The following is a 24,801-nucleotide window of genomic DNA, read 5'->3' on the forward strand; positions in this document are numbered from 1 at the left end:
CAATGTCATCAACCTAAGCTGCAGCCCTGCCCAAGGCAAGCCCCCCGAAGCAGCCAGCCGCCATGGCCGTCGGGCGATGACCAGGCCTCTGCCGCTCAATCAGGCGGTCTAGCTGGGCTGGCGGTGATGTGATCATCGTCTGTTCCGGCTGTCTAGGCGAGATTTCTCGTCCTCCGGACGAGCCTATGCCGACCGCTTGTGGCCAGCTTTTTTTGCACGGAGGTTGGGCGGTGGTGTTTCTTCAGCGCGTCGGTTTGTAGCCCTCACAACCTCGGCTGGCTGCGCGTTTGCGTTGGCGCGCAAAGCTACGGCCTGAGCGTACGGCACTGAGGCTTTTAGCCATCAAGGCCAGCACATTGCTCAGCCCCTGAGCACAGTGCCGCACCAGCAGCTCGACCAGGGTATTTTTGAGCCGTGACACGCCTTGGGTGAAGTTGACTTTCCATCGCAGCTTGCGACCTTTGTGGCGCTGTTCGATGACCGGCTGTAGCAGGTGCTGCATCAACAGCGCCAGGTTCTTCAACAGTTGAGCGGCATGAAAGTCCTGCTTTACAGCGGTCACGCTGCGGCCGCTGAAGTTGTCCAGCGTCAGGGTTTGTTTGAGGCGACGGAAGTCGGTTTCGATGCCCCAGCGGCGGTGGTAAAGCTCGGCAAACACCTCAGCGGGAAAGGCTTCTCGATCCAGCAGCGAGGTCAGCAATACTTCGCTTTCGCCGTTGGCCAACTCGACCCGGATCAGTCTCAGCTCGATCTGGCTGGCAGGATCAACGCCAGCCTCGGAGCAGAACAGACGTGCTTCAGGATGGTTGGCCACGAAAAGCTGTGTGTCTTCAACTTGGCCAGAGTGTAGAAACGCTTTGACCTGGGCGTTATAGCCACAGGGCAGGCGCATCAGAAAGTGCCGCTGTTGCTGCGCGAACAGCGCGAATAACCAGTGCCCAGGGTAACCACGGTCAAACAGCGTCAGGCTGTCAGCCGGCAGGTGCTCAAGGTGCAGATGGGCACAGTCGCGCTCACCGACTGTCAGGGGCACGATCAGGCTATGCAAGGTTTGACCGTCAGCGACTTCGTAGAGTGTGGACAAGCGAGCCATGGGAAAGCCAGAGTGACTGCCAAAGAAGGTCGCCATGGTCGACTCCAGGGGTAAATGCACGGTCGAGCCATCCACCGCGAGCACCCTCAGCCCACGCCACTTCTGACGCAGCCCGAAGCAGTCAATTTGTTGCTGCAGGAGGCGATTGAGACTTTCAAATACCTCGGGGTTGAGCTTTTTGCGCGCTTTGCAGAAGGCCTGCGCAGTGACCATTTGCGTCTCAGTCGACGCCTGATTGAGTACGCGATAGAACTGATCGAGTTCGGTTTGCAGGGCCGTGCGCGGCTGATTGAGCAGGAACAGGACGAGGTTCTTGAAGGTGAGCTGGCGTCGGCGGGTAAAGTCTTGAGGATTCTGGCGGTGGGCGGCGATGAAGGCGGGACAATCGAGCGGGCTGGTTATTTTTTGTACAATTTTCAAGCCAGGGTTTGGCTGGCGGTGTCAAGCGATGCGGTATAGGTAGTCAAAAGGGCTTCTCCCATGCACTGATTTGAGCGCTAATTATATGATATTTATGGATAATTTCCAAAGTTGATGACATTGGGGTTAGACCCTGCCTTTTCACCGGCGGTCATGATGTCCGTGTGCTCTCAATCCGAAAGAGAGCAACCGACCGCATACCTTTTGGTTCAAGCCTGTCAGCATCTTTGGCTTGTTATTCGTAACGATGTTTAATAGCAGTTCACTTGCGTTGGTCATACCACCCAGCCTAGCGCCGTATCCGCATTGATGCTTGCAGATAACGCCTTGCCTCACGGCATCAGCGCAGCCCGAGGGCCCAGCTACATTGTCCCGGCAGCTTCACACAAGACCGTTACCAGTCCTGCATGTGCCGGTAGGCTACTGATGACGGAACACCAGGTTCCTCCGCGGAGTTTCCTCCGTTGGAACAATTACTTAAGCGACTTCACGTCGCACGCGGATGACGAACTCCCCGTCGTACTTGCCTTCGGGATACTGCTCCAATTCCGGGTCTTTCACGGCAAATTCGCCGATGGGCGTGGTCAAACGACCGACCGTGAACGGGCCGTTCTTGCCGCGGATGGTTCGCAACGTGAGCTGGCCCGGGACGACGATGGGTAGGACTGATCTTGTGGCTTCCGAGGTGGCTACCATGATGGTTCTCCTTGGGAATAGGAAAAAGGCAAGGCCCCGTGAGGGGCCATGCAGGATCAGAACGAAGCAGCCAATGCCGGCTCCTGCTCCTCGACTTCACCTGCGGGCTCGCGCTCGGCGGGCTCGACAGGCTGGTCGGCAGCGGTGTCGGCGGCAACCTCGGCTTCGGGCGCGGGTGCGTCCTCGGCCTGCGGCGCCTCGGCTTGCGCCTGGCTCGTCGGATAGACCTGGGTGCCGTCGATCTTGATCAGACCGATGTGGACCAGCGTCGATTCCAGGCTCGCTCCCGGTTCCCCGGCGCGCTCGCCCTTGGTGCGGATGTACGGATCGATCTTCATGTCGTTCAGACGGAAGGCGATCAGCACCTTGCGGTCCCCTTCGATGGCCTGCACGCACCGGCGAACCAGGTGCTCGGCCTCGGGGGTGGCGACGATGGTGTCGAAGTACCGATATTCCGGTTCATCGACAGGTCCGCTCAGGGCGGCGATGGTGCATGACAGGAAGGGGTCGCCATTCTTGGGGGTGACGTCCTTCACTCGGCTGAGGTAGCCGATGCCGCGGGTGATCAGTTCGTGCTGCTTGATCGAAGCCAGTTCGGCCCGGTCAAGCGGCTCGGCCTTGAGCAGCCGTGCCTTGAGGGACGCGCCGGCCTGGCCCTTCTTTTCACCCTTGTCGCGGATGTACGGATCACCGCGCAGATCGCCAGTGCGGAAGCGCACCAGCGGACGCTGCTTGGGATCGTCGACGCCGATGTAGCGTTCGACCAGCTTCTTGGCCTCGGCACCCGAGACCTTGACGTCGAAGTAGCGGTAGGTCGGGTCCTTGGCGGGACCGACCAGCGCGGCGATGGTGCAAGCCAGGAACGGCTGCGCACGGCGGCCGCCCCGGACGGGAACCTCGCGGGCACGCTGGATGTAGCCGATGCCGGAGGTGTGGAGGTCGAAATACGATTTCTCGTTGGACGTGTTGCTCATGGTGAATCTCCATAGGGATGAAGCGGAGACACACCGGCCCCACGCATGCGGGGAAAGGTGCGTAACCCCGCGGTGGGTTGATAAGGCGAAAGCATCCGCCACCAGAGACTGGTGGCCGCTCGCAAATGGATGCGGTGCGAGCTGGCTCGGTCACGCAGTAGGTACTGCGCGGCAACCTCGAAGACCGATGGTTGCCTGGCATGTCGCTGACAACGTCAGCAGGCATGGGGTCAGCATGGCTGGGGCTCGCGCGCGCGGCAGCAATCAATCGGCATCCGGGGGCATCCCTATTCGTCAGTCGCCGCAGAAGCAGGCGATCGGCTCTTCGGCGGTGTCGAACAGATCGCCCTGATCGGCGGCGAAGCGCGCCAGGTCGGCATAGCTCGGGCCATCGGCGCGGAACCGGGCACCGCTGGGCTTGCTGGCGAGGTTCAGCGACTCCATGCGCACCCACCAGATGGCCGCCTCGGGCCGGGCTTTGATGAGCGCCAGGCGCTGCCCACGCGGCTTCAGGAAACACAGGTCGCAGTTCCCTTCGAGCGTGCGCCCGTTTACCGTCAGCAGGTCGAGGTTGAACGGCTGAGCCTGCCAGAAGGCGTCCACGTCGCGCACGGTGACGCCGGCGTCCGCCAGCGGCATGCACATGGTCTCGCGGGTCGATTCGGTGGAATGGCCGCGCGCGCGAATCTTGGCGACGCGGCGCTGCTCGTCGGCGCGAATGCCGATCATCTGGTCCCAGTCCGTCCACCCCAGATGCCGCAGGTAGCGGTGCATCGGGCGGATCTTCAGGCTGGTCGTGCAGCCGCGCGCGACGGGATTAGGTAGGTACTGGCGCTTGCGGATCAGCGCCTCGAACGGCTCGCCCTGGCGGCTGGCCCGATCGAAGTCCACCAGCGTGAAGCCTGGCTCCGTGGGCAGGTATTCCAGCCAGCGTATCGGCACCTGCCAGTGCTCGGCGCAGTCGCGCACAAAGCGCAAGGTCGCCTCCATCTCCTTGCCGGTGTTGGCGAAGCAGACCAGAGTGTCGGCAGGCAGGCCGCCATTGGCCTGCAACACGCGCCAGAGCATGTAGGCGCTGGTGCGCCCGCCCGAGAAGCTGATGCAGGTCGGCTGTGTGATCTTGAACGGGTCGTGCATGCGGTCGTCTCCGAGGGCATGTCGGCGGGCATGCCGACGGGGCGGGCCATGGCGGCCGGAGACGAACGCGCACAAGCGGCAATGACCGCGGTGCGGAGAAAAGGAAGCCCCCGTGACGGGGGCTGTGAGGGACGGTGGTAGCCGTGCTACACCACTGGCACCACCTCCAGCGACAGTTGCGTGGGGGTGGCGGACAGCATCAGATCGTCCGTGCCGTGCAGGATGCGTGCGAAGACGCCTTCCTTCGGGTCGAAGAACTCGCCGAAGTCGTCGCCGCCCAGCTCGGCGCGTGCCAGTTCCCACCAGTCATCGAACGGTCGGTATCCGGGTTGCAGCCGACGGCGTAGGCCAGCAGCTTCACGCGGCCATCGGGGCGGCGCTCTCCGCGCTCGGCGAGGAAGTACACGCCCTGGTCCTTGGCGAGGACGACGCGGCATTGGTTGGCGACGGCCTCGGCCAGCACCGGCCGCAGATCGGTGCCTTTGAATCGCAGTGCCATGGTTGAAATCTCCTGTGGGGATGAAGAAAAAAAGGCCCTCCACCCGAACGGATGGAAGGCCTGTGGGGGCAAGTCGCCGGCAGGCTGCGAACTCAGCCGTAGTGCTGCTGGGCTTCGTGCCAGGGAACGAAGCGCGCATCCCCACCCGTTGAGATCGGAAGCTGCAAGCTCCCGGTCTCTTGCGTCGAGAAGCGCGTCGCCTGGTCGAACTGGACCCAGCCGAACTCGTTGGACCAGAAGCCGGCGCTGTCGCTGATGGCGGACTCGTTGGGCGAATACACCACCCAGCACTCGCTCGCCTCGAACATCACGCCGGCACCGCCTGGCGTCGCCGGGAAGCCTTGGCATCGATCACGCTCACGTCGATCCGGCCAGTTTCCGTCGTCGATGAGTCTCTCCAGTACTTCGCCGAGCATGTCGAAATAGACCTCGTCATGCCGATCGACAAGTTCGCCATCCCGATGCAGTTCCACCACGTAGGTGTCGCCGCCGCGGTCGTAGAGGATCGTCACCTGGCCCTCGAACTTCGCGGTCGAGACCGTGAAGCCGATCGCCGGGGGTGTCTCGATGATCTTGGACGGCTTCGGATCGACCCAGGTGAAGTCGCGGGCGCTCGCATCGACCAGCATGTGGGTGATGCGCCGGAACCCGTCGGGCGCCGGCATTTCCTCCAACTGCTGGATGAGCTGGCCCAGTTCCATGCACTGCGGCTCGGGGATGGGCAGCTTGGCCGGCGCGGAGCCGAGGATGTGCCTGGTGATGGTGTAGGGAACACCGTCTGCGGTCTTCTCGGTGATCACTTCCGGGGTGTCCGCGCGCAGGCCGTCGAAACGGCGCCGTGCGTAGGGCTGGACATGTACCTTGGCGCCCTCGCTGGGAACGGTGGTGACCAGGTTGGGATCGAGCACCGCAAACTCGCTGGGCTTGAGCTTGACGACGATGGCGTCGTCGTTGGCCGCGACCACTTTGCCGTCGAAGGGCTGGGGATCGATGGCGAAGCCCAGCGTCGAGGACTGCGGCTGATCATCGAAAAAGCGGTACTTGATCGACCGCAAGTTGCGGGGCACATGGCCTGCGACAAGCGAAGGCATCATGGATTTGATGAGAGAACGGTCCATGGGAATCTCCTTGAGGAAGAACAAGGGATTCCCCGCCCGCAAGGGAGAGGTCCCTTGTGGGTGGATGGACGCGGAGCGTCCGTGGGAAGAAACGACCAGCGCGGTTTCCCGTGCTTGCAGCCTCGAAGGTCTTGGCTGCCTGGGCATGTGTCGGCTGCGCCGACGAACATGGGGGCAAGGATGGTTTAGGGATGCGTGGCCCGCCCGCAGGAAACCGCACCGCGCCACACCCGCTTTCCTGTGCTACGGGATTGGGTAGGGTGAGGGGTTACCCCCTCAGCCCTCCCACACCACCGTACGTGCGGTTCCGCATACGGCGGTTCAGTTGATACGCTGGAGGCGATCCACGGTGTCGCGGATCGAGACCAGCCCCATGGCCGTGAAGTAGGCGTTAGGCAACGCCTGTTGAAGGTGAGATGCCCCGGCGTTCCACCATGGGCCGCGACCATTGCCGCTGGATTTCCAGGCCCGTTGCGGGTCCAGCCCCAGCGCAATCATGCGGCGTTGGCGTGTACGCCCAGTTTTCCACTGCCGCCAGAGCAGACAGCGAAGACGACGACGCACCCAGCCATCCAGATCCTGCATGCGCCGCCGCTGCACGGTTAGGCGGAAGTAGTTCGCCCATCCGCGTAGCAGCGGGTTCAGCCTCTGGATAACCTTCACCAAGGACTGACCGCGCCCTTGCCGCATCACGTCACGCACGCGCTCCATGAGCCGCCCGATACTTTCCGGGGCGACGTACAGGCTGACGCTTGCGTGGCGTTCGGCTACCCGATATCCCAGGAACTTACGGCTTCCCGGTCGAGCAACCGCGCTCTTAGACGCGTTCACCTTTAGCCTCAAGACCTTCTCGAGATAGGTCCTGATGCCTGCCATGACCCGGTGTCCCGCCCGCTCGCTGCCGACGTAAATGTTGCAATCGTCAGCGTAGCGACAGAACGCCAGGCCCCGCTTCTCCAGTTTCCGATCCAGATCCGTCAGCAGTACGTTCGACAACAACGGCGACAGCGGGCCGCCTTGGGGCGCCCCTTCCGTACGGGACTGTTCCACCCCGCCCGCCATCACCCCCGCTTCCAGGAAGCGACGGATCAGCTTGAGGGTCGTCCTGTCCTGTACCTGGCGCGCCACCCGCGCCATCAGCACGTCGTGGTTGACCCGATCGAAGAATTTCTCCAGATCGATATCAACCACCCAGCGCCGTCCGGCTTGGACATGGCGTTGCGCCTGCCGTACTGCGTCGAGCGCGCTGCGCCCCGGCCGGAACCCGAAGCTACTGGCCGAGAAGGTCGGCTCGTAGATCGGCTGGAGAACTTGATGTAACGCCTGCTGGATCAGACGATCCACCACCGTTGGCACGCCTAGACTACGTACCCCGCCACTTGGCTTGGGGATGTCCACCCGGCGCACCGCTTGCGGCATATACGTCCCCGCCAGCAGCGCCTGCTTCACGCTGGGCCAGTGCATCTTGAGCCAAGCTCCGAGCTCCTGGACGGTCAGACCATCAACCCCGGCCGATCCGCCATTGCGCTTGACCCGTCGATACGCCAGCCTCATGTTGCTGCGCTCTACGACCCGCTCCAGGAGCGAGCCGCTCTCCGATTTCGTTTGCCCAGTTGTCGCCGCGCCAGCTTCAGCACCACGAGACCTTCCCCCCGGCTTCCGGCCGGTACTGGGTTCCGTGGCCCCTGTCACCAGGGCTTCTGCTTCATCAACCAGCGTCGAGATCATCTGTCCTACTCTCGGTATCCTCTGTTCGGGCCTTCGTTCGGGGTACTCATCGGCTCACCGCCTTCGCCTCGAACTACTATGCCCTCTGCTGACTTCTGGTCACGCATCCCTTGCCTTGCGGCTCCGGTAGCTGGAATATGCCCCAGCACGTGACCAGATCTCCCCGGGTATTGCGCACCCACCTTCGCGCTTATGCCTGTCGGATCTACGTAGCAACGCCAGTACAAGTTTCGGGCTTTGACGATTTCGGCCGCCTTACCCAGTCACTACGCCTCGTATCCGCTTCCTGTGCGTCAGGCCAGCGCTTTGCCATCCGGCTTCCTTCAGACCCGCGGTCGCCCACGGAACCCTTGCCTTCGGCTAACTCTTCCCCTTGTCGGGCGAGTAGAGGACTTGCACCTCCAAGTGAGTGCGCCCTGCCGGGCGCACCAAAAAAAAGCCCCTCGGAAGGGGCTTGGGGTCAGGCTTCGTACACGAAGTAATGCTCGCGCTGACGCGGGAAGAAAACGTGCTTCCACGTGTCGCCGCTGGTGTTGCCACCATCGAACACGACCATTTCGTAGTCGTCGATGTCGGTGTCCACCAGGTCGGCGCTGGCGATATGGCGCATGTGCAGCGTGCCACGCATGCGCTCGAATACCAGGATCTGGCCGATGGCGTCGTCCTGGCCCATAGCGTTGACGCAGGCCCCGAGCTGATGCTCGAAGTCGCTTACGGGCAAGATGAGGTCGGGGAACATGAGGGTGCTCCTATGAAATTGGACCGGCCCGGCTCCTGGCGAGGAGTCGGGCTGGCATGGGGAGAACGAAGAGGAAAGACGGCGCGTATCGAGGCTGCTAGGACTCGACCAGCGGCAGGCCCAGCAGCACGGGAGCGTCGGCGTCGAGGATCAGGATACGCACATCGGCCTGGCCAGCCAGTTCAAGGATGTTCGCCAGATCGTCCGGCATGCCCTTGTTCCGGTGCTCCTGCCGAAGCTGTTCGGCGCTGATGCCCTCGGCGTGCTCCAGGTTCTGGTCCGTCCAGGGCGTGGAGATCAGCTTGACGCCGATCGCGGGGCTGTACGGAACCCGGAACGCGATGAACAGGAAGGCCTCCGGCGTGGCAAGGTCTGCCAGGTTGGCGAGGTACTGGCCGGTCTCCTGGCTGATGTGTGCGGTGCTGATTTCCCAGCAACGGCTGTAATAGCCGGTCTCGAAACTCAGGCGCTGCACGACTTCCCGCGCGGCTTCGGCCGAATAGGTGTCACCGATGTGGACCGGACGACCGTCAAAGTCGTCGCCATGGACGGCATAGACAACGGCACCGGTCACACCTTCGCCGCTGACGCCTTCACCGGCATCGCATTCGGCTAGTACCTCGGCGCTCACAGGTTCGGGGCTATTGCTGACCACGGCGAAATCGCTGGTGACGATGCAGGAGGAGGAAATCAGCGCCTCGTCGGAGAGGTGCTGCTGACTGGCATGGATGGGCCGCCAGACATGCGGACTTCCATCCTCGTAGCTGATGGACAGCGTGCGGACGATTTTCAGATTCCAGTAGCCGCGAAGAAAAGGGTTAGGTTTCTGGGACATGGGAACTCTCCAGATTGAATAATGGAGCCAATTCCCGGAACCGGGAATTGGACCCGGTGGGAGGTCCGGCGCCTGTCGGCGTCGGTGATGGAGTGGCGCTGGTGCTATTCGCCGAAGTCGGTCGGGTCGCCCAATGCCTTGAGTACGTCGATCAGGCCGCAGTTGGCCAGCACATACAGGTGGTTGTAGTCCTCGCCCGACGGCGGCTGTTCGGCCGTGTTGAGCGTGGCGTCGAGGTCGAGGATGTCCTGTCGCACGCTCCGCGCGATCGCCAGCGGATCGGGTCCGTCATCGACGACAGGCTCGTCCAGTGCGGCGAGGACTGCGCGTGGCGACACGGAATCCGCCAGCGCCTCGTGGACGGTAGGTGATTCGCCGCGACAGACGGCTTCGGCTTCGGAGTCGCCGATGGGAAAGCGCGTGATCTCGTCGTCGTCGGCGCCCTCGGTGTCGTAGTCCACCACCACGAACGGCGGCAGCGACAGGTGGGCCGGCCAATCCTGGACGAGGATTGCCTGGACCAGACCGCCTTCGAGAACGACGGCGAAAGATGGATTTCGGGGCATGGGTCACTCCTTGGGAAAAAAGGGAGGGACACCGCCCCGAAGGGACGGATGTCCCTCGTTGGGATCGAAGAAAGTCGCGGAGGTCCGCCGGGATCGGCTTACCAGCCTGCGTAGTTGAGGACCAGGGCGGCGATGACCTGGCGCCGTTCGAGGTCGAGGCCGCCCAGATCGGACAGTCCCTCGAAGCCGCAGCGCTTGAGCATCGCGGCACCCTCGCGGGCGTTGTAGAAGCTCACCATCGCGGAGAGGAACATCCGCTGCCCGCCGCTCAGGACGCCGAGAGCGTCGTTGAGCCGCAGCAGGTTGGGACGCAGATCCCACTTGCTCTTGGCCTGGTTCAGGCCTTCACGGGTGCCGTCGCCGAACCACTCGGGGCCAGCGATCTCGGCGCCGCGCTTCCATGCCTCGAAAAAGGCCTGGGGCGCGGCAGCGAAATGCTGTTCTTCCCGCATGATCTGATCGACGACTTCCCGCGGCAGTAGCTGGTTCATGACGTGATTCCTCCAGTTGGATCAGGGAATGGCGAGCTGGGACCAGCCGCCTCTTTCGAGGGCACGTTGAGCCGCGGCATAGCTGCGGAAGTACTCGTGGGATTCCCGCGAAACTGGGCCTTCGGTATCGCGCGTGCCGATGTAGTGACCGGCGGCGCTTTGCAGGACTTCGAGCGGCAGGAACTTGCCGCAGTAGGTCGAGGCTAATTGGCCGAAAGAGGCTTGCTGGGACATGGACGGGCTCCTTGGAAAAGCGGGGCCTCGTCCCTCACGGGATGGCAGCTCCCGCACGCGGTTGATAAAAAGCATCGACGTCACGGGGACGCGCGTCCGCAGACTTGATGCGATGCGGACTGGTGGGCAACGCGGGAGAGACCCGCGGCAGCCTGAAACCCGGGCTGCTGGCATGTGCTGACGAATCAGCGAACATGCGGGCAGCTTCGTGCGCGAGCCGTGCCGCGTCAGTTGGAAAACGGCATCCGGCCCAGCCCCGATTGATGGCCGCCGGAAAAAAAGAAACCCCGCATCGAGTGCGGGGCTGTCAGGAGGGTGTGTCGGCGCTGGGTCAGTCGGGCTTGTCGCCCAGGACATGCTGCTTCCACAGGTCGAATGCCTGCTCGGGAGGAAGTTCGGCGAGGATGACGATGGGCTGGGCCTGCCGGGCACGCAGAGAAGCGAAGTACGCCTTGCGGTCGGCGATGGCCTTGAGCTTGATGCCCTTGATGAACATCAATTTGCCATCCTTGATGAACAGCACTTTGTTGCCGATGTCGCGGTTGAACGCGGCTCGCACCTTGCGCTCGGCGTGCATGGCGTCGGACAGTTCATCGACCAGGAAGTCGAGCGTCATGTCGATGTAGTGAGGGTCTTCACCCTCCTGACCGAGGTCGAGCGGCGCAGGTGGCAGGCTCTTGGCGAAGGCTTCGGCCTGCGCCAACTGCGCAGCCTTGCCGTTGAGTGCGTGGAGGAATGTCGAGCCGCCGTGGCCATCGTTGCGGGCCTCGGCGATGGGAGTGCCGTCGAACACGACGGTGGCGCTGAAGCACAGCGTTTCCTCGCTGGCGAAGTCGGCCACCTTGAGGTTCTTTAGCGTGATGCGGTCTTGCTGGGTGATGTTGTCCATGGAAAGTCCTGAAATCGACCGGGTGGCGACACGCCCCTGATGGGATGTGGCGACCATCCCGTGGGTTGGAGAAAGGAGGCATCGGTGCCCCGGTGGGCAGCGTTCGCCGGTGAGATGCCGAGGCGAACTGGCGGGTGGCGTGGGGGGAACCCACGGCAGCCTGGCCACCCTGGCTGCGGGCATGGGCGCTGCGTCGGCAGCGACACATGCGAGGGAGCATCGGCGCTGCGCTGGCGTGCGTCATCCGGCAATCTGGATTCGTCGCCACCGGATTGCCGCGCCCCAAGAAAAAAAGCTCCCCGGAGGGAGCTGAAAGGGAGGATCACTGCACGCTCGCGAGCTTGCCCTCGGCGTCGAAGCTCAGGCACACGGCGGCACCCGCGAGCTTGGGCTGCTGGGTGTATCGCCAGGACCTGGGCAGCAGTTCCTCGATGGCGCGGGCGGGCGAATCCGAGCAGCCGACCGCGATGAACGTGGCGATGGTCTGCGCATCCGCATCCTCGCGACCTTGGTCGTAGCGGTCATCGAAGATGTAGTCGGACAAGAGCCTGGTGACGTCTCCCGCATGAGGCGTCACGTAGAGCCTGCCATGCCTGCGGATGGCAGCCACCGCATACTCGCGGGTGTCTCCGCCAAAGCTGGCGGACAAGGTTCCGACCAAGGTGACACCGATGATGTCGCCGTTGAATGGCAGGCTGTCATCCACGTGCAGCACTTCGCCGTGGTGGATGCCGACCTGATCCGGGTCTGCGTAGTGCAGCAAGTCGCGCAGCCAGTGGTCACCATCGAGGCGGTGCTCCTCCAGCAGAAAAGCCTGTCTGGCCGCCAGATAGACCTCGGCGGTCGGCACATCATCATCGTCTTCGGCGTCGATGGACCAGACACCGACCTCTTGGAGCGCTTCCCGAGCGACAACGCCCTCGGCGTGATGGCGATCCCAGTGCCTGGCCCAGTGGCTGCGAAAGCCTGGCGGCTCATGGGTCCAGTCGCGGAACCAACTGCGCGGCGCGAAGGGAATGCTGCTGAGCAGATCAGCGTTCGATGAGGACAGGCACGTGGATGCGTACAGCATCACGAACTCGGCACCGGACAGTCGCTCCTTGGCTTCGATCAACGCCTGACGGAAGGCCTGCGCGACCGCAGCCTGGATGCGCTTGCCGTCCTCTTCCTCGTGGAGCAGATGCTGGCGATCCGGCGGGCGGGCGATCATGTCATCGCGCAGCACCACGATCTGGTGCCGTTGCGAAGAGGGCCATCTTCCGATGGGAAGCCCTTGGAGGTAGCAGCGGTACTGTGACTGCGCTCCTTCCAGGTCGATGAGAACCCGGCCGACGTCCGTGTCCCGCCAGGCCAGAGCTGGCCGGGACAGCGGGCGCTCGACCTCCGCGCCGTTCAATGTCACGCGGACGGGGAAGGCTTCGCACAGCCGCACCAGTTGCTGCGCGACCCACTGGGACAGTGTCGGGCCCTTGTAGGGAGGCTCGACACCGCACAAGCGGATCTCGGTGCCGACGCGCGCTGGCGCGGCGATGACGTCGATGTCCTCGCCGTTGATGATCGCGGCGGTGGTGGCGCGAAAGGCCATGTCCAGCGAATGCACGCGCAGGCTGCGCGCGAAGTACAGCGTGGAGAGGATGCCGATGCCGAAGGGGTTTTCCCGGGCCTTCAGTTCCTCGTTCCAGCCGGATTCGGCGATGCAGATGAGGGTCTGGAGGTTGGCGATACCTTCGCCGTCGTCGCTGACGGTGAGTGTGTCGCCTTCGGTGGTGATGTGGATGTGGCGGGCCTTTGCGCGCCGGGCGTTCTGTAGCAGCTCGCCCAGCATTGAGGCTTGGGTGAACGCATGGCGAAAAGTTTCGATCAGGCGGTTCTGGTTCGTCTGTAGACGGATGGTGCTCATGGCATGGTTCCTTGGATGAGGTGGTGCACCGGTCAGGCGCGGGGATGAAGCGGCGCACGCCGAAGCCCGCCGCGATGGCGTGCTGGGCGGCAATGGCCGGTCTAAGGGAAATGGGCGGATGGCCCGTTGGAGAAGCAGCACCAACGCCCGGGGCGGGCGCGTGTCCGCGGCACGGTGCGATGCGGACAAGGAGGTCGGCGCGGGAGAATCCGCGGCGCAGCCTGAAAGACCGTGGCTGCTGGCAATGCCGATGCTTCGGCTATGCAGGAATGAGAGTGGCGTCAACCGCCGCTGTCGTCGTGCATCAATCCGAATCGGTTGAACCCGTCTTGTGCAGGCACTGCACCAGCCGCTGGCCCAGCCATGCCATGCACGAGACGGCCATGGAGTTGCCGATCGCCTTGTAGCGCGGGGCGTCCGCTGCGGGCTTGCCGCGGTACGGGATCAGCGTGTAGTCGTCGGGCATGCCTTGCAGCCGCTCACACTCCACGGGCATCAGCCGCCGCACCCGCCAGTGCGACCAGTCGCCGGGGCCGGGGTCGTTCCAGTCGTAGCGGAAATGCGCCTCGAAGTCGGGGGCCAGCACATGGGGCTTGTCCGCGCCGCCGCCGCTGGTGCGCAGTGCGGCCGCTACACTGCCGCCCAACTCGAAGGCCAGTCCCTTGGCGCGACCACGCAGCGCGACACTGAGCACCATGGGCCGGCCCTGGCCCGGCTTGCCGCCGCCCGTGGAAAGCGTTCCGGCGAGCTGGCCGTGACCGGATTCGAGCCGCAGTTCACCACGGGAGTTTTGCGCGAAAGCGACGGCTGGCACCACACCCGCATTCGCGTGGCTGTTGCGGTGCCCACCAGCGCGCAGCGTCGGCGCCTGGTTCGCCATCGCATCCGCACCGCTGCCCTGGGCGGTGAAGGCGATGATTGGAACACCCTTGCCGGTGCCGTCTTCGCTGCTGCCCTTGCCGCCGTTTGCGGTGCTGAGCGTGTGGGTGATGTTGCCTGCGATGGACTGCGCGAGGAAAGTTTCGACCTCGAAGTCGTTCTTCGGACCAGGCGCGGCGGTCAGGCAAGCGGCCACGTCGATGGGACCGGCCGTATTGCCCCCCCCAAACCCGAAAGTCATGGTGACCGGACCATAGGGCTGCTTCAATCCGGCGTAGCCGCCTGCTGCTGCAGCGCCATGTCCAGCAGTGCGGGAAGCGTCTTGCCACGGCGAGCAGCCCGGCGAAGAATCCCCGTGCAGGCCTGCGCGCTCAAAAAGTACTTCTGCGGGATCGAGGTCATTTCCACCACTTGCCACAAGAAACACGCGCTTGCGGCGTTGGGCGACACCGAAATATTGCGCGTCGAGCACGCGCCACGCGATGCGGCGGCAGGGTCCAGACACATAACCAGCGTGCGCCCACCGATCCCCTGGCGGCTGGAGCGCACGGCTTTCTCCGGCCAATGCGCCGAGGAAATGACCGAAGGCATTGCTGCGGTCGTTGAGGACGCCCGGGACGTTTTCCCAGACGAGCGTTGCCGCCGGGCGGCGGTCTTGGCGGCGGGTTTGGTCGATGGCATTGGCAAGCTCCACATAGGCAAGGGTCAAGGCACCGCGCGGGTCATCCAGCCCACGGCGCGCACCGGCCACGCTGAACGACTGGCACGGCGTGCCGCCGACCAGGATGTCGGGCGCTGGCACGGTGCCGGCGCGCACCTGGCGGGCGATCGCGGTCATGTCGCCCAGGTTGGGCACGCGGGGATAGCGGTGGGCGAGCACGGCGCTCGGGAACGGCTCGATTTCGGCGAACCACGCGGCTTCGAGGCCGAGGGGTTGCCAGGCGAGGCTCACGGCCTCGATGCCGCTGCACACGCTGCCGTACAGCAGTGGCGCGGCCTGGGGCGCACCGCGTGGGGTGCGAGGTTGCGGGTTCATGTCGGGTCTCCTGTTCGTGTGGCCCTGGACCGTGTGGTCGGGCCGGACGTTGATCGGCAGGAGAAAGGCGCCGAAGGCCGTGTGGCCTCCGGCTCGGGAGGACGGAACCACCCGTGGGCTGTTGCAGGCCCGGTCGTCGCTAGAACCGTCTGCTGTCAGCAATCGCACCCGGCGCATGTCGTGGTTGGCGCCGGCATCTTCTGGCGCACATCCGCGCACAAAAGGAGCCCAGTTTTTCGCCGTTGGGCACGGCATCGAATACCGCTGACCGCAAAGGGTCTCCGGGTGGCTCGCAGGCTGGCAAGCCATCGGGGGACCCTTCGCAGAGGCGGAAAAATGCAGATCAGCAGAACGCGCCAGGAAAACCCGGACATGGTTCGTGGAGAAGCTGCCTTCAGGTCCCGCAGCCGGGGACGGCTGGGCGGGACGCGCACACGGACAGGAGAAGGCGTTGCGCGCTGGGCGTCCCGCAGGGCATGCGGGACATGGGCCACGCCTTTGAGGACGGGCGTGGCTCTCGGGGAGCGGGGTCGGTCAGGATGCTTTGCGGCCGCTACTGCGCGGGCGCGAGGCACCGCGCTTGGACGCGCCGGTTTCGACCGGCAGCGTGCCTTTGCAGTCGGGGTAGCGACTGCACGACCAGAAGGGGCCAGTCTTGCCGGTGCGCTGGCGAGTCGGTGCGCCGCACTGCGGGCAAGTGGGTCCCTGGGGAACCTTGATGGACAGCGAGGTGCTGCCGTACTGCGCGATCAGCTGCGAAATCCATGCGGCCTGCTTGCCGATGAAGGTGTCCAGCGTAAGCTGTCCGGCCTCGATCATGTCGAGCGCCTGCTCCCACACGGCGGTGGTTCCGGGATCGGCAATCGCCGCGGGCACGGCGTCGATCAGCGTGAACGCCGCATCCGATGCGCGAATGGAGCGTCCTTTCTTCACGAGATAACCCCGCGTCAGCAGGCTGGTGATGATGTTGGCGCGCGTGGCTTCGGTGCCGATGCCTGTCGTGTCCTTCAACTTCTGTTTCAAGCGCGGATCGGTCACGAAGCGCGCCACGCCTTTCATCGACTTGACAAGTTCGCCCTGCGTGTAGGGCTTGGGCGGCATCGTCTTGAGCGCCTTGATCTCAACCTCGGCCACTTGGCATGCCAGGCCCTCGCGCAATGCGGGCAGCACCTGGCTGCGCGCCGTGGCTTCACCGTCCTCGTCCGCTTGCGGCTCGGCCAGCACCAGGCGCCAGCCCTTGACGACCACCTGCTTTCCGGTGGCCGCCACCTTCTGTTGGCCGCAGGACAGCTCGGCGACCGTGCGGTCGAACTCGTGGTGGGGGAGGAACTGCGCGAGGTAGTGCGCCCGGATGAACCGGTACACCGCCAGTTCCTTCTCGCTCATCGCAGAGAGGTTCGCGGGTTCGAGCGTCGGGATGATGCCGTGGTGCGCCGTGACCTTGCCGTCGTTCCAGGCGCGTGAGCGCTGGGAGCGGTCGAGCTGGCCCATGATGGGATGCAGCGAAGGGTCGGTCTTGAGCAAGCTGTCCAGGACCGTGGACACCTCGGCGAACATGCTTTCAGGCAGGTAGCCGGAATCCGAACGCGGGTACGTCGTGGCCTTGTGCGTCTCGTACAAGGCCTGCGCGATTTCAAGTGTCTCTTGAACATCCAGCCCAAGCTGCTTGGAACAGACCTCCTGAAGCGTTCCCAGGTCGAATAGCAGCGGCGGACCTTCGCGCACGCGCTCTGTCTCGACCGATACCACCTGGGCGCTGCCCGCAGTGCGGATCTGTTGCGCGGCCTGCTGGGCGACCGGCTGCTGCAGGCAGCGGCCGGCATCGTCGGTGCAGCCATCGGGCGGAACCCACTGCGCGCTGAAAACCTGTCCACCTGCGGACAGCGACACGTCGATGGCCCAGAACGGCACAGACTTGAAGGCCCCGATCTCGCGGTCGCGGTCCACGACGAGCTTGAGCGTCGGAGTCTGGACGCGCCCGACCGACAGCACGCCGTCGTAGCCTGCCTGCCGGCCCAGCACGGTGAACAACCGGCTGAGGTTCATGCCCACCAGCCAGTCGGCGCGCGAGCGCGCCAGCGCCGAGTAGTACATCGGCAGCGTGTCGGACGACGGCCGCAACTTGGCGAGCGCGGTGCGAATCGACGCATCGTTGAGCGCCGACAGCCATAGCCGCTCGATAGGGCCGCGGTAGCCGCACAGGTCGATGATCTCGCGGGCGATCAACTCGCCCTCGCGGTCGGCATCGGTGGCGATGACCAGATGGGTCGCCTTCGCCAGAAGCGCCTTGACGACCTTGAATTGCGTGGCGGTCTTCGGTTTGACCTCGACCCGCCACTGCTGGGGAACGATGGGCAACTGCTCCAGCGACCAGCGCTTGAGCGCCGCGTCATAGACCTCGGGGGCTGCCGCTTCTACGAGATGGCCGATGCACCAGGTGACGGTGACGCCGGAGCCGCTGAGACAGCCTTCACCGCGCTGCGTCGCGCCGAGAATCCGGCCAATGTCTTTGCCCTGGGAGGGCTTCTCGCACAAGAACAGCCGCATGTCCGTCCATCCGATTTCCGTGGTTGATTGAGTTGCTGGAATCGAGGATGCCGAGCACCACCAGGTACAGCAGCAAACAAGCCGCATGCGGTGGCGACCACTTTCACGGGATGGGATGGCGGGGTCGGGAGTGGCGTGCAGCCGGGAGCGTGGTGGCCGGGAGCCGCGATTTTTTGCGGGAGCGTGAAAGCCGGTGGACGTTGATGGAGCTATCCCCAGGGGATAGCTCGCGAGGACACAGGGCGACGAACGACTGCCGTCGCCCCATGCCGGGTCACTTCCTGCGCTTCGGCTCCTTCGGCGTGGTCGGGTCCTGGGAGGCCTGGGGTTTCGGCTGCGCCTCCTGCGCGGTCTCCTGCTGCCTGGGGCTGAGGGTCACGGACTCGATGCGGAACGGCAGGATGCCGACGCTGCGCGCGTTGATCTGCCAAGTCTCGCGCGGCTGATCCTCGTTGTCCGTCCAGGGTTCGCGCTCCATGCGGCCGACGACCAGCACGCGCATGCCCTTCTGGTAGAGGTCCTTCCAGTGCGCCGCGTCGCGGTGCCAGATTTCCACCGGTGCCCAGAAGCCGCCGCGATCCTCGAAGTCGCCGCCCTTGGTGGGGACGGGGTTGTCGAAATACACGTTCAGCCGCAGCAAGCGCCGCGGCTCGTCGTTGCCGTTGGGGAACTCCCGGTACTCAGGGGGCGAACCGATGTTGCCCTCGCCAGAAAAATGCGTGCTCATGTTGCAATCTCCGTGGTGGTTGAAATACCCGCACCTGGTCGGTGACGGGCGCGTGCTGGGTTGCCCGGCGCGATCACCGATCGAGCAGCGCGGGTGGCGTGGACTTGAGCCGGCGCAGGTAGGCGTCTTCCGCCTCGGTGGCCTTGCTGGCGCACTCCTGGGCCTGCCTGCCCAAGGTGTGCAACAGGCTGATCTGCATGTTGAGCGTGATGCGCTGAAACTCGATGGCGTACAGGTCGGCCAGCAGGTTGACGGGTGTGCTTGTGCTCGCCATCAGCTCCTGCCACAGGGCCACGCCCATGGCCGACCTGTCGTGCTTGCGCCAGCGCAGAAAGGTCGTACCTGCGCCAGTGGTCTGCTGGGCCAGCTCGATGGGGAGCAGGTGGAAGGGATGCCCGACGGCCTGTGGCAGCACCTGTCGCTGCGCCAAGCCAATCAACTCGTCGCGCATGGCGAAGCACTGGCTGGCCCAGGCCTCCAAGTCCCCTTTACCTTTAAAAGGCTTTAAAAGGCCTTTTTGAGAGCCTGCGTGTTCCAGCCGCATGAAGGCGGTCTGTTGCAGGGGGCGGAAGTAGCGGGTGTCGCGGTTCGGGTCGCTCATGCCTGCGCGTCCTCGCCCGCGGTGGCCTCGGGTGTCTCGGTGGTGGTGGCCTCGTCGCTGGGCGATGCGGCTGCGGCAGGACCGTCACCGCGCTGCTGCAGGCCACGGCGCACGATGGGCGGCGCGAACTTCGAGCGGCGCGTGCCTTCCAGCACGTCCTGCGGCAGTTCGCCGAATTTCTCCAGCGCCGCACGCGCTGCGGCGTTCTTCGCGGCGAAGTCGTCGCGGGTGCAGCCCGAGTAGCGGTACTGCTGGGCCAGCGAGAACAGGCTGCGCAGTGCATGTGCGCCTTCGTTGAGCCAGCGTTCGAGCGTCGAGCGATCGATCAGCGCGGTGTGGTGAGCGAGGATCAGCTTGCGGGCGATGTCGTCGTAATCGGCCAGCAGATACACGGCAGCAAAGCCCAACTGCGCATTGACGAACAGCGGCAGCTTGACGGGCTGCACGTTGAGGTTTTCTCCCAGGGTCAGTGCCGGCGGCACGCTCGCCAGGGCCTGGTCCACCTGCTCGCGCAGCGATTGCAGCGTGGCCTTGGTCTGGTCGAGCTTGTCTTCGATGCGCAGCATCCAGAAGTCGCTGTACGGGTCGTCCTGCTCCGAGCCGCGCCGCATCTTGTTCATCTGGGCGATGTAGCCGTTCAGGCCGACGATGCCCGGTCGCCCCTCGGCGGCGGCGCGGCCGTGCCAGATGCGCGAGGCGTGGTGCGTGTGCAGCGTCAGCGACATCGCGCTGCGCAAGGAGCCGAGATTCAGTTGCAAGGGTTCGTTGGTCGTTGCCATGGTGTCCGCTCGTTGTTGGAAAAGAGCGGCCAGCTTCGGCAGGAAGCGGAAGGCAGTCAGTCAACAAACCGAAACCCGCCAATCCCCGGTTCAGGGCGTGGCGGTCGAATGCGTCGCGAGCTATCCCCAGGGGATAGCTCCATGGAGCGCCAAGGAACGCTGCACGCCCGGCTCAGCCCGGATAAGGCCGCTCCCGCCGCAGGCGATCGGAGCCCGGCGTGCAGCGGTTCGACGTGTAGCCGTCAGTAGAACTATCCCCAGGGGATAGCTCTACTGGAAGCCACTGGCATCCACTTCACCGCCTTGCAGGCCCGCTCACTTGCTAGCGAGCAGGTTGCGCAGCCGCTCGATGTGCTGCCTGGCGACTTCTGGCGGCACCGGCTTGCCCTGCGGCTGGGATGTTGGCGGTGCCGGTGGTGGCCGCTCATTCGGCGGAGCGTGTGCCGATGGCGCGTCTTTCTTGGCCCAGGCGTTGAACTCGCCATGGATGGCCCGCTGGATGATGCCGAACAGATACCCCGCAGGATTGCGGATGCCATGGCTGCTGCATCGTGTAGCCCATTCGTCCAGCACGGCCTGCCTCAGCGCGGCATCGACCTGCTGCAATGCCACCCGCGCACCTGTCTGCTGCTCTGCCTTCAGTTCCGCGAAGCGTTTGGGCCATTGCAGGTCGCCCAGCGCGCGCGCCTGCGCCTGTGCCTGCGCGGTAGTACGTACTTCATTAATACGACTACTACGTACTGTACGGGCCTGCTTCGGATTCCGAAGAGAGGCGTCTGATGTGGGTTTCGACCCTGCTTCGGATTCCGAAGTGGGGTCATCAGGATTCCGAAGAAGGCTCGTCACCCCTTCTTCGGATTCGTGCGTGGCGTCCTCCTGTGGATAACTTTCGTGCGCCCCGACGCCCTGGCTGGCGAGGCGCTCGGCCAGGACTTGCAGCCTCGACGGCAGGGTGCGCCCGGCCAGCATCGGGTCTTCGCCGATTTCCTTGAGGGTGTGCAGGCCCACGATCTGCACGGCTTTGGCCGAATGGCCGAGCGCCTGGCTGACGAGTTGCAGGTAGTCCGGGTCGAGCTGCATCGCTTCAAAGGGGGTCAGCGGCTCGTCGTGCAGGACATAGAGGTTGCCGAGGATGCGGCCGGTCTTGGCGTCGCGCCGTCGCCGCACCAGGCTCAGCCATCGGGTCAGCCGCAGCAGCGTCAGGGCCCGCGCCACGGTTTCGTGCGAGGCCTGTCCAGCGCAGGGCATCGAGGCCAGCCAGGGCCGCAACTGCTCGTAGGTGGGGAATGCGGTCACGCCGTCGTCGTTGAGCATCAGCCGGAACACCTGCCAGGCGTTGCGCTCCAGCGGCGTCAGGCGGCGGTCGAGGAACAGCCGCCGCGGCACGGTCTCATGCCGGTTGCCGCTGAAGAGGAACGCATCGCCGGACGCTGCTGGTATCGCAGATGACAGCGCTGGTATGGGCGTGGGCAGGCTGGACTTGGGCGCAAGGTCTTTCAGCGCCGCGTCGAACAGGTCAGCGAGTGCGACGGGGCCATGGCGTGGTGTGGTGTCGTCCACAGCCATGGCTCAACCCAGTCCCTGATCGACCCACGACTTGATCGCGGCCCAGACCACCGACAGGGGCAGATCCATGCCTTCGGCGAGATCCATGGCCGCGTCGAGAATCGAGGTCTCGTCCTCCAGGTCCACATTCCTGCTGCTGGTGATGGCTTTCCAGCGCCGCCACAGTTCGACGTCCTGCTTCTCGTCCAGGACAGGGTGACGCCCCTTGCGCTTGGGCAGGCCCAGCACCTCACGGCGCAGGGCGACTTCCTGATGGGTCAGGCCATAGAAGCGGCTGACCATCTCCGTGCTGGCCCCCAGGCGCAACATGCGATCGACGGTCGCGATTTCCTTCTCCACGTCCTGCGCCTGCGCGAGCAGACGCCGGAGCACCTCGCGGTTCACGGACACGGAACACCACGAGACATTGGCGTTGGCAAGCACGCTCACCATGGCGGGATGCTTGAGCGCATCCAGCTCGGCCTCGCTGAAGCCCATCGCCTTGCAGCGGCGCAGTTGGCCGTTGCGCAGGTCGTAGAGCGCCTGGGCGATGACGGCTTGATTGAGCGGATGCGGTGCGGACATGCTGGTCTCCTTCCTTCACGCCCCAGGGCCTGCGGCACCGGATTCCAGGTCCAGCAGGCGCCGGGCCAAACGCAGCAATCGGAACAGCTTGACCAGCGCGGTGTCGCTCAATCGCCGGTTCGCATCGCCTTGGCCGTGCAGCAGCGCCGGCAGCTCGGCGGCAAGCTGCCGGCTGTCCAGATCGGCATCGGTGAAGCTCTGACCAGCCAGGCTCGCCAGCAATGCCAGCACGGCGCGGCCCTGTGGTGATGGGGGCTGCGCGCTGGCATGGCATGCGAAGCCCACACCGTCCGCGCGGTCCTCGATGCACTGATCGAGGCCTGCCTCGCCGGCGATCTCCCGTGCGAACTGCGCGATGTGGATGCGCAGGCGATCGGGCGTGTCCAGCCCCGCGTCGATGTGCCAGACGTCGGAAATCGGGTAGAGACCGCCTGCCTGGACGGGAATGGACTGCAAGACATTGGCCGAGAAATCGGGCAGCGCATCCCCCAGCTCGTCGGCGACCATCCGCTGAATGGATTGCAACCGCTCCGTCGTCGGTGCAGGCGAAACGATGTGCCCCTGCAGCAGATCGCCAGGAGCAGCCACGGGGCTTCCTGCGAGCGAGCCGTTCGTCCCCGAGCCGCCCTCGCGTTCGCGCGCCCCATTCGTAGCCGTCGGCGTTGGGGCCGATGGGGCTGGTGCCGCAGGCGGGCGTGCCATGGTGCCAGGCTCAGGCAGCGCGGGCGGTGCCGTTGGTGGGGTCGGGTCGCTGACCAGGGCGCGATGGCGGCTTTCGGATTCAGTGAGGTCAAGCGCCAGTACGTCGTAGTCGATGCCGAGCAGTTCGGACATCTGGCCGATCAGCTCGTCCTGTACGCGCTGGGGGGCGAACTCGTCGGCCTGCGTATCGAACTGCGACAGCACCTCCTGAAAGAAGTCATCGAAGTCCTGCACCAGCGTGCGGCCCTTGGCGTAGCGCTCCCACGCGAGCATGCAGGCCTTGCGCATGACCGACAGGCGTTCGACCTGGTGGCGGCCGAGCCCGCCATAGAGCACGGTCGGGATCGCCGGCAGGAGGTAGCGCACCGCGTCGTTCATCCGGCTGATGTGCGATTGCTGGACCGGGAAGCCATCGGCGGCCAGGCGGCGGGCCAGTTCGGACTGGCTCAGGGCGGCGCCGCTTTCCTGCTCGTAGAACTCGCGCGCCTTCTCGACGCCGAGGGCGCGCTCGATGAACGTCAGGCCCCCGCGCAATTCGTTCTCGGCCAGGTGGCCGGTCAGCATCACGACTTCGCCGCGGCTGGGCCACGGCCGGAACAGGCACGATATGCGGAAGAACCGCTCGTCCTTGGTCTCCGACCACAGTTCGCGCAGGATCGCCAGGCGTGTGTTGCCGCCGTTGCGGATGATGTAGTGCTCCTCGCCCGGGCGCCGGGTGATCGCCGGCGCCGCGTCCAGGCCGCGCTCGCGGATGGACGACTTGATGTCCTCGTAGGCCGGGTTGCGCTTCTTCCTAGGATCGTGGTCGTAGGGGCGCAACTGGTCCAGGGTCACGACCATGGGCGTGTCGGCGATCGGGTCGCTCAAGGCCGAGGTGGACGGGCCGCTGCGCTCGAACCCGGCCGCGAGCAGCTTGCCGGCCATCTGCTGGGAGGTCATTTCAGCCATTGCGGCCTCCCTGCGCTCGGGACCGGGCCTCGCGCTCGGCGCGGCGGATCTGCGCGCGGGCGTTGAGCGCCGCCCGGTGGTCGCTGGCCGTCGAACTGGTGTAGATCGCGGCGCAGCCTGCCTTGGTGAATTTGAGGTGGCCGCCTGGCGTGCGCTTGACGTGCCAGCCCTCTCCGACGGCGAACTCGATCAGGGCGCGCAGCCGCTTGTGGCCTCGGGCCAGTTCATGTGCGTTCGCCACGGGGCCTCCCGGTATCAAGAGGAAATGGCGGGCGGCCGGACACCGTGGTAAATCGGTGCTGCCATTGCGGGAACAGTTCGCCAGCGAGGCCGCGCATGGTGTCGAGCGCGGCGGGGGCGACTCTGCCCGGTGGCTGGCGGTACTCGACCCGATGCACCGGCAGGCCGCGCGTCGCGGCGCGCGGATAGGCTTCGATGGCCGGCACGTCGGTGGCCAGCACGCGGATGCCGGTGTGGTCCTGGAACAGGTCGCGCAGGGCCTGCTGGATCAGCCGGGCGTTCGCCGACACCGGGTGGACCCGGTTGATGAGCAGATGCAGCGGCGGCGGCTCGATGCCCAGGTGCCGGTACGGCGCGATGTCCTCCAGCAACTGCATGGTGCCGCGCCGCAGCTCTCGGGCGGCGAGAATTTCCGGGGTCACGGGTGACAGCGCGAGATCGGAGGCGAGCACTGCCATCTCCAGCGTCACCGAGCGCGCGCCCTGGGTGTCGATCAGCACCAGGTCGTAGAGGGGAGCCAGTGCCGGCAGCAGGTGCCGTAGTCGCAGGCGTCCGTCCGGCGCATGCAGCAACAAGGTGTTCAGCTCGCCCCGGTGGTCGTTGGACAGCACCAGATCCAGGCCTGTGATGATCGTGCGGGACACGAGCTGGCCGAGGTCGCGCTCGTTGAAGGCCAGCAACTCATAGATGCCGCCGGGCGCGCGCTGGAGCAACTCGTAGTAGGACGACAACGTGGGCTGCACGTCGAGATCCAGCAGCAGCACGCGCAGCCCTGCATCTGCAGCGAGCCCCCCTAGATTGGCGGCCGTGGTGGTCTTGCCCACGCCACCTTTCGTTGAAATGATGGATACGACCTGCATGGCGTTCTCCGTGTGAGGATGAAAAGTCCGCTG

The 24,801-nt window shown here is 65.0% G+C and carries 21 protein-coding genes and 3 pseudogenes; all 24 read right to left on the reverse strand.

The annotated features are described in order from the left end of the window. Positions 1-241: 241 nt before the first annotated feature. On the reverse strand, positions 242-1,513 hold the full coding sequence (locus tag ACTJJX_RS26770; protein ID WP_004423958.1) for an IS4-like element ISPa1635 family transposase: 1,272 nt from the start codon (positions 1,511-1,513) through the stop codon (positions 242-244). 498 nt (positions 1,514-2,011) lie between these two features. Next, positions 2,012-2,209, reverse strand: a pseudogene (locus ACTJJX_RS26775) (DUF3275 family protein); the annotation flags it as partial. A gap of 56 nt (positions 2,210-2,265) precedes the next feature. Next, positions 2,266-3,183 (reverse strand): DUF3577 domain-containing protein, encoded by a 918-nt coding sequence (locus ACTJJX_RS26780; protein ID WP_023082327.1) that lies wholly within the window; start codon positions 3,181-3,183, stop codon positions 2,266-2,268. 294 nt (positions 3,184-3,477) lie between these two features. Next, on the reverse strand, positions 3,478-4,320 hold the full coding sequence (locus ACTJJX_RS26785) for a phosphoadenosine phosphosulfate reductase domain-containing protein (RefSeq protein ID WP_023082328.1): 843 nt from the start codon (positions 4,318-4,320) through the stop codon (positions 3,478-3,480). 146 nt (positions 4,321-4,466) lie between these two features. Further along, a pseudogene (locus ACTJJX_RS26790) lies at positions 4,467-4,819 on the reverse strand (DUF3085 domain-containing protein). Positions 4,820-5,163: 344 nt separating this feature from the next. Beyond that, positions 5,164-5,937 (reverse strand): annotated as a pseudogene (locus ACTJJX_RS26795) (GTPase); the annotation flags it as partial. A 321-nt stretch (positions 5,938-6,258) separates the two neighbouring features. After that, positions 6,259-7,683, reverse strand: coding sequence for a group II intron reverse transcriptase/maturase (gene ltrA, locus ACTJJX_RS26800; RefSeq protein WP_374990868.1), 1,425 nt, complete (start codon positions 7,681-7,683; stop codon positions 6,259-6,261). Positions 7,684-8,125: 442 nt separating this feature from the next. Then, positions 8,126-8,404: a hypothetical protein gene (locus ACTJJX_RS26805; protein ID WP_023082332.1), complete on the reverse strand. Its 279-nt coding sequence runs from the start codon at positions 8,402-8,404 to the stop codon at positions 8,126-8,128. Between the two features lie 97 nt (positions 8,405-8,501). Next, a complete protein-coding gene (locus tag ACTJJX_RS26810; RefSeq protein WP_023082333.1) occupies positions 8,502-9,239 on the reverse strand; it encodes a hypothetical protein in 738 nt (245 codons plus the stop codon). A 104-nt stretch (positions 9,240-9,343) separates the two neighbouring features. Next, positions 9,344-9,805, reverse strand: a complete 462-nt coding sequence (locus ACTJJX_RS26815; protein ID WP_023082334.1) for a hypothetical protein — start codon at positions 9,803-9,805, stop codon at positions 9,344-9,346. Between the two features lie 98 nt (positions 9,806-9,903). Continuing rightward, on the reverse strand, positions 9,904-10,296 hold the full coding sequence (locus ACTJJX_RS26820) for a hypothetical protein (RefSeq protein ID WP_023082335.1): 393 nt from the start codon (positions 10,294-10,296) through the stop codon (positions 9,904-9,906). A gap of 21 nt (positions 10,297-10,317) precedes the next feature. Then, positions 10,318-10,530: a hypothetical protein gene (locus tag ACTJJX_RS26825; protein WP_023082336.1), complete on the reverse strand. Its 213-nt coding sequence runs from the start codon at positions 10,528-10,530 to the stop codon at positions 10,318-10,320. A 331-nt stretch (positions 10,531-10,861) separates the two neighbouring features. Continuing rightward, complete coding sequence (locus ACTJJX_RS26830) at positions 10,862-11,419, reverse strand: hypothetical protein (RefSeq protein WP_023082337.1); 558 nt, start codon at positions 11,417-11,419, stop codon at positions 10,862-10,864. A gap of 322 nt (positions 11,420-11,741) precedes the next feature. Then, a complete protein-coding gene (locus ACTJJX_RS26835; protein WP_023082338.1) occupies positions 11,742-13,319 on the reverse strand; it encodes an ATP-binding protein in 1,578 nt (525 codons plus the stop codon). A 304-nt stretch (positions 13,320-13,623) separates the two neighbouring features. Then, positions 13,624-15,234 (reverse strand): DNA cytosine methyltransferase, encoded by a 1,611-nt coding sequence (locus tag ACTJJX_RS26840; RefSeq protein WP_154355079.1) that lies wholly within the window; start codon positions 15,232-15,234, stop codon positions 13,624-13,626. A 534-nt stretch (positions 15,235-15,768) separates the two neighbouring features. After that, the gene (locus ACTJJX_RS26845) at positions 15,769-17,781 is read right to left on the reverse strand and encodes a DNA topoisomerase III (protein WP_023082340.1); all 2,013 of its coding nucleotides are present in this window, start codon (positions 17,779-17,781) and stop codon (positions 15,769-15,771) included. A 274-nt stretch (positions 17,782-18,055) separates the two neighbouring features. Next, a complete protein-coding gene (locus ACTJJX_RS26850; protein WP_023082341.1) occupies positions 18,056-18,508 on the reverse strand; it encodes a single-stranded DNA-binding protein in 453 nt (150 codons plus the stop codon). Positions 18,509-18,581: 73 nt separating this feature from the next. Then, the gene (locus tag ACTJJX_RS26855) at positions 18,582-19,109 is read right to left on the reverse strand and encodes a DUF3158 family protein (RefSeq protein ID WP_023082342.1); all 528 of its coding nucleotides are present in this window, start codon (positions 19,107-19,109) and stop codon (positions 18,582-18,584) included. Then, on the reverse strand, positions 19,106-19,888 hold the full coding sequence (locus tag ACTJJX_RS26860) for a PFL_4669 family integrating conjugative element protein (RefSeq protein ID WP_023082343.1): 783 nt from the start codon (positions 19,886-19,888) through the stop codon (positions 19,106-19,108). The genes ACTJJX_RS26855 and ACTJJX_RS26860 overlap by 4 nt, the downstream gene beginning before the upstream one ends. A gap of 315 nt (positions 19,889-20,203) precedes the next feature. Then, entirely contained in the window at positions 20,204-21,454 is a 1,251-nt protein-coding gene (locus tag ACTJJX_RS26865; RefSeq protein ID WP_023082344.1) for an STY4528 family pathogenicity island replication protein, read from the reverse strand. Positions 21,455-21,457: 3 nt separating this feature from the next. Further along, complete coding sequence (locus ACTJJX_RS26870) at positions 21,458-22,018, reverse strand: DUF2857 domain-containing protein (protein ID WP_023082345.1); 561 nt, start codon at positions 22,016-22,018, stop codon at positions 21,458-21,460. Positions 22,019-22,033: 15 nt separating this feature from the next. After that, positions 22,034-23,668 (reverse strand): ParB family protein, encoded by a 1,635-nt coding sequence (locus ACTJJX_RS26875; RefSeq protein ID WP_023082346.1) that lies wholly within the window; start codon positions 23,666-23,668, stop codon positions 22,034-22,036. Further along, entirely contained in the window at positions 23,661-23,909 is a 249-nt protein-coding gene (locus ACTJJX_RS26880) for a hypothetical protein (protein ID WP_023082347.1), read from the reverse strand. Before ACTJJX_RS26880 ends, ACTJJX_RS26875 begins: the two co-directional genes overlap by 8 nt. Then, entirely contained in the window at positions 23,893-24,768 is an 876-nt protein-coding gene (locus tag ACTJJX_RS26885) for a ParA family protein (RefSeq protein WP_023082348.1), read from the reverse strand. The genes ACTJJX_RS26880 and ACTJJX_RS26885 overlap by 17 nt, the downstream gene beginning before the upstream one ends. Positions 24,769-24,801: the final 33 nt, after the last annotated feature.

It is taken from the genome of Pseudomonas sp. 22490, assembly GCF_052044465.1.
GTDB classification, from domain to species: Bacteria; Pseudomonadota; Gammaproteobacteria; order Pseudomonadales; family Pseudomonadaceae; genus Pseudomonas; species Pseudomonas aeruginosa.

Coding starts and splice junctions, on each gene's coding strand:
- ACTJJX_RS26780 (WP_023082327.1), bottom strand. CDS start 3,183: ATGAGCAACACGTCCAACGAGAAATCGTATTTCGACCTCCACACCTCC.
- ACTJJX_RS26785 (WP_023082328.1), bottom strand. CDS start 4,320: ATGCACGACCCGTTCAAGATCACACAGCCGACCTGCATCAGCTTCTCG.
- ACTJJX_RS26805 (WP_023082332.1), bottom strand. CDS start 8,404: ATGTTCCCCGACCTCATCTTGCCCGTAAGCGACTTCGAGCATCAGCTC.
- ACTJJX_RS26810 (WP_023082333.1), bottom strand. CDS start 9,239: ATGTCCCAGAAACCTAACCCTTTTCTTCGCGGCTACTGGAATCTGAAA.
- ACTJJX_RS26815 (WP_023082334.1), bottom strand. CDS start 9,805: ATGCCCCGAAATCCATCTTTCGCCGTCGTTCTCGAAGGCGGTCTGGTC.
- ACTJJX_RS26820 (WP_023082335.1), bottom strand. CDS start 10,296: ATGAACCAGCTACTGCCGCGGGAAGTCGTCGATCAGATCATGCGGGAA.
- ACTJJX_RS26825 (WP_023082336.1), bottom strand. CDS start 10,530: ATGTCCCAGCAAGCCTCTTTCGGCCAATTAGCCTCGACCTACTGCGGC.
- ACTJJX_RS26830 (WP_023082337.1), bottom strand. CDS start 11,419: ATGGACAACATCACCCAGCAAGACCGCATCACGCTAAAGAACCTCAAG.
- ACTJJX_RS26835 (WP_023082338.1), bottom strand. CDS start 13,319: ATGAGCACCATCCGTCTACAGACGAACCAGAACCGCCTGATCGAAACT.
- ACTJJX_RS26840 (WP_154355079.1), bottom strand. CDS start 15,234: ATGAACCCGCAACCTCGCACCCCACGCGGTGCGCCCCAGGCCGCGCCA.
- ACTJJX_RS26845 (WP_023082340.1), bottom strand. CDS start 17,781: ATGCGGCTGTTCTTGTGCGAGAAGCCCTCCCAGGGCAAAGACATTGGC.
- ACTJJX_RS26850 (WP_023082341.1), bottom strand. CDS start 18,508: ATGAGCACGCATTTTTCTGGCGAGGGCAACATCGGTTCGCCCCCTGAG.
- ACTJJX_RS26855 (WP_023082342.1), bottom strand. CDS start 19,109: ATGAGCGACCCGAACCGCGACACCCGCTACTTCCGCCCCCTGCAACAG.
- ACTJJX_RS26860 (WP_023082343.1), bottom strand. CDS start 19,888: ATGGCAACGACCAACGAACCCTTGCAACTGAATCTCGGCTCCTTGCGC.
- ACTJJX_RS26865 (WP_023082344.1), bottom strand. CDS start 21,454: ATGGCTGTGGACGACACCACACCACGCCATGGCCCCGTCGCACTCGCT.
- ACTJJX_RS26870 (WP_023082345.1), bottom strand. CDS start 22,018: ATGTCCGCACCGCATCCGCTCAATCAAGCCGTCATCGCCCAGGCGCTC.
- ACTJJX_RS26875 (WP_023082346.1), bottom strand. CDS start 23,668: ATGGCTGAAATGACCTCCCAGCAGATGGCCGGCAAGCTGCTCGCGGCC.
- ACTJJX_RS26885 (WP_023082348.1), bottom strand. CDS start 24,768: ATGCAGGTCGTATCCATCATTTCAACGAAAGGTGGCGTGGGCAAGACC.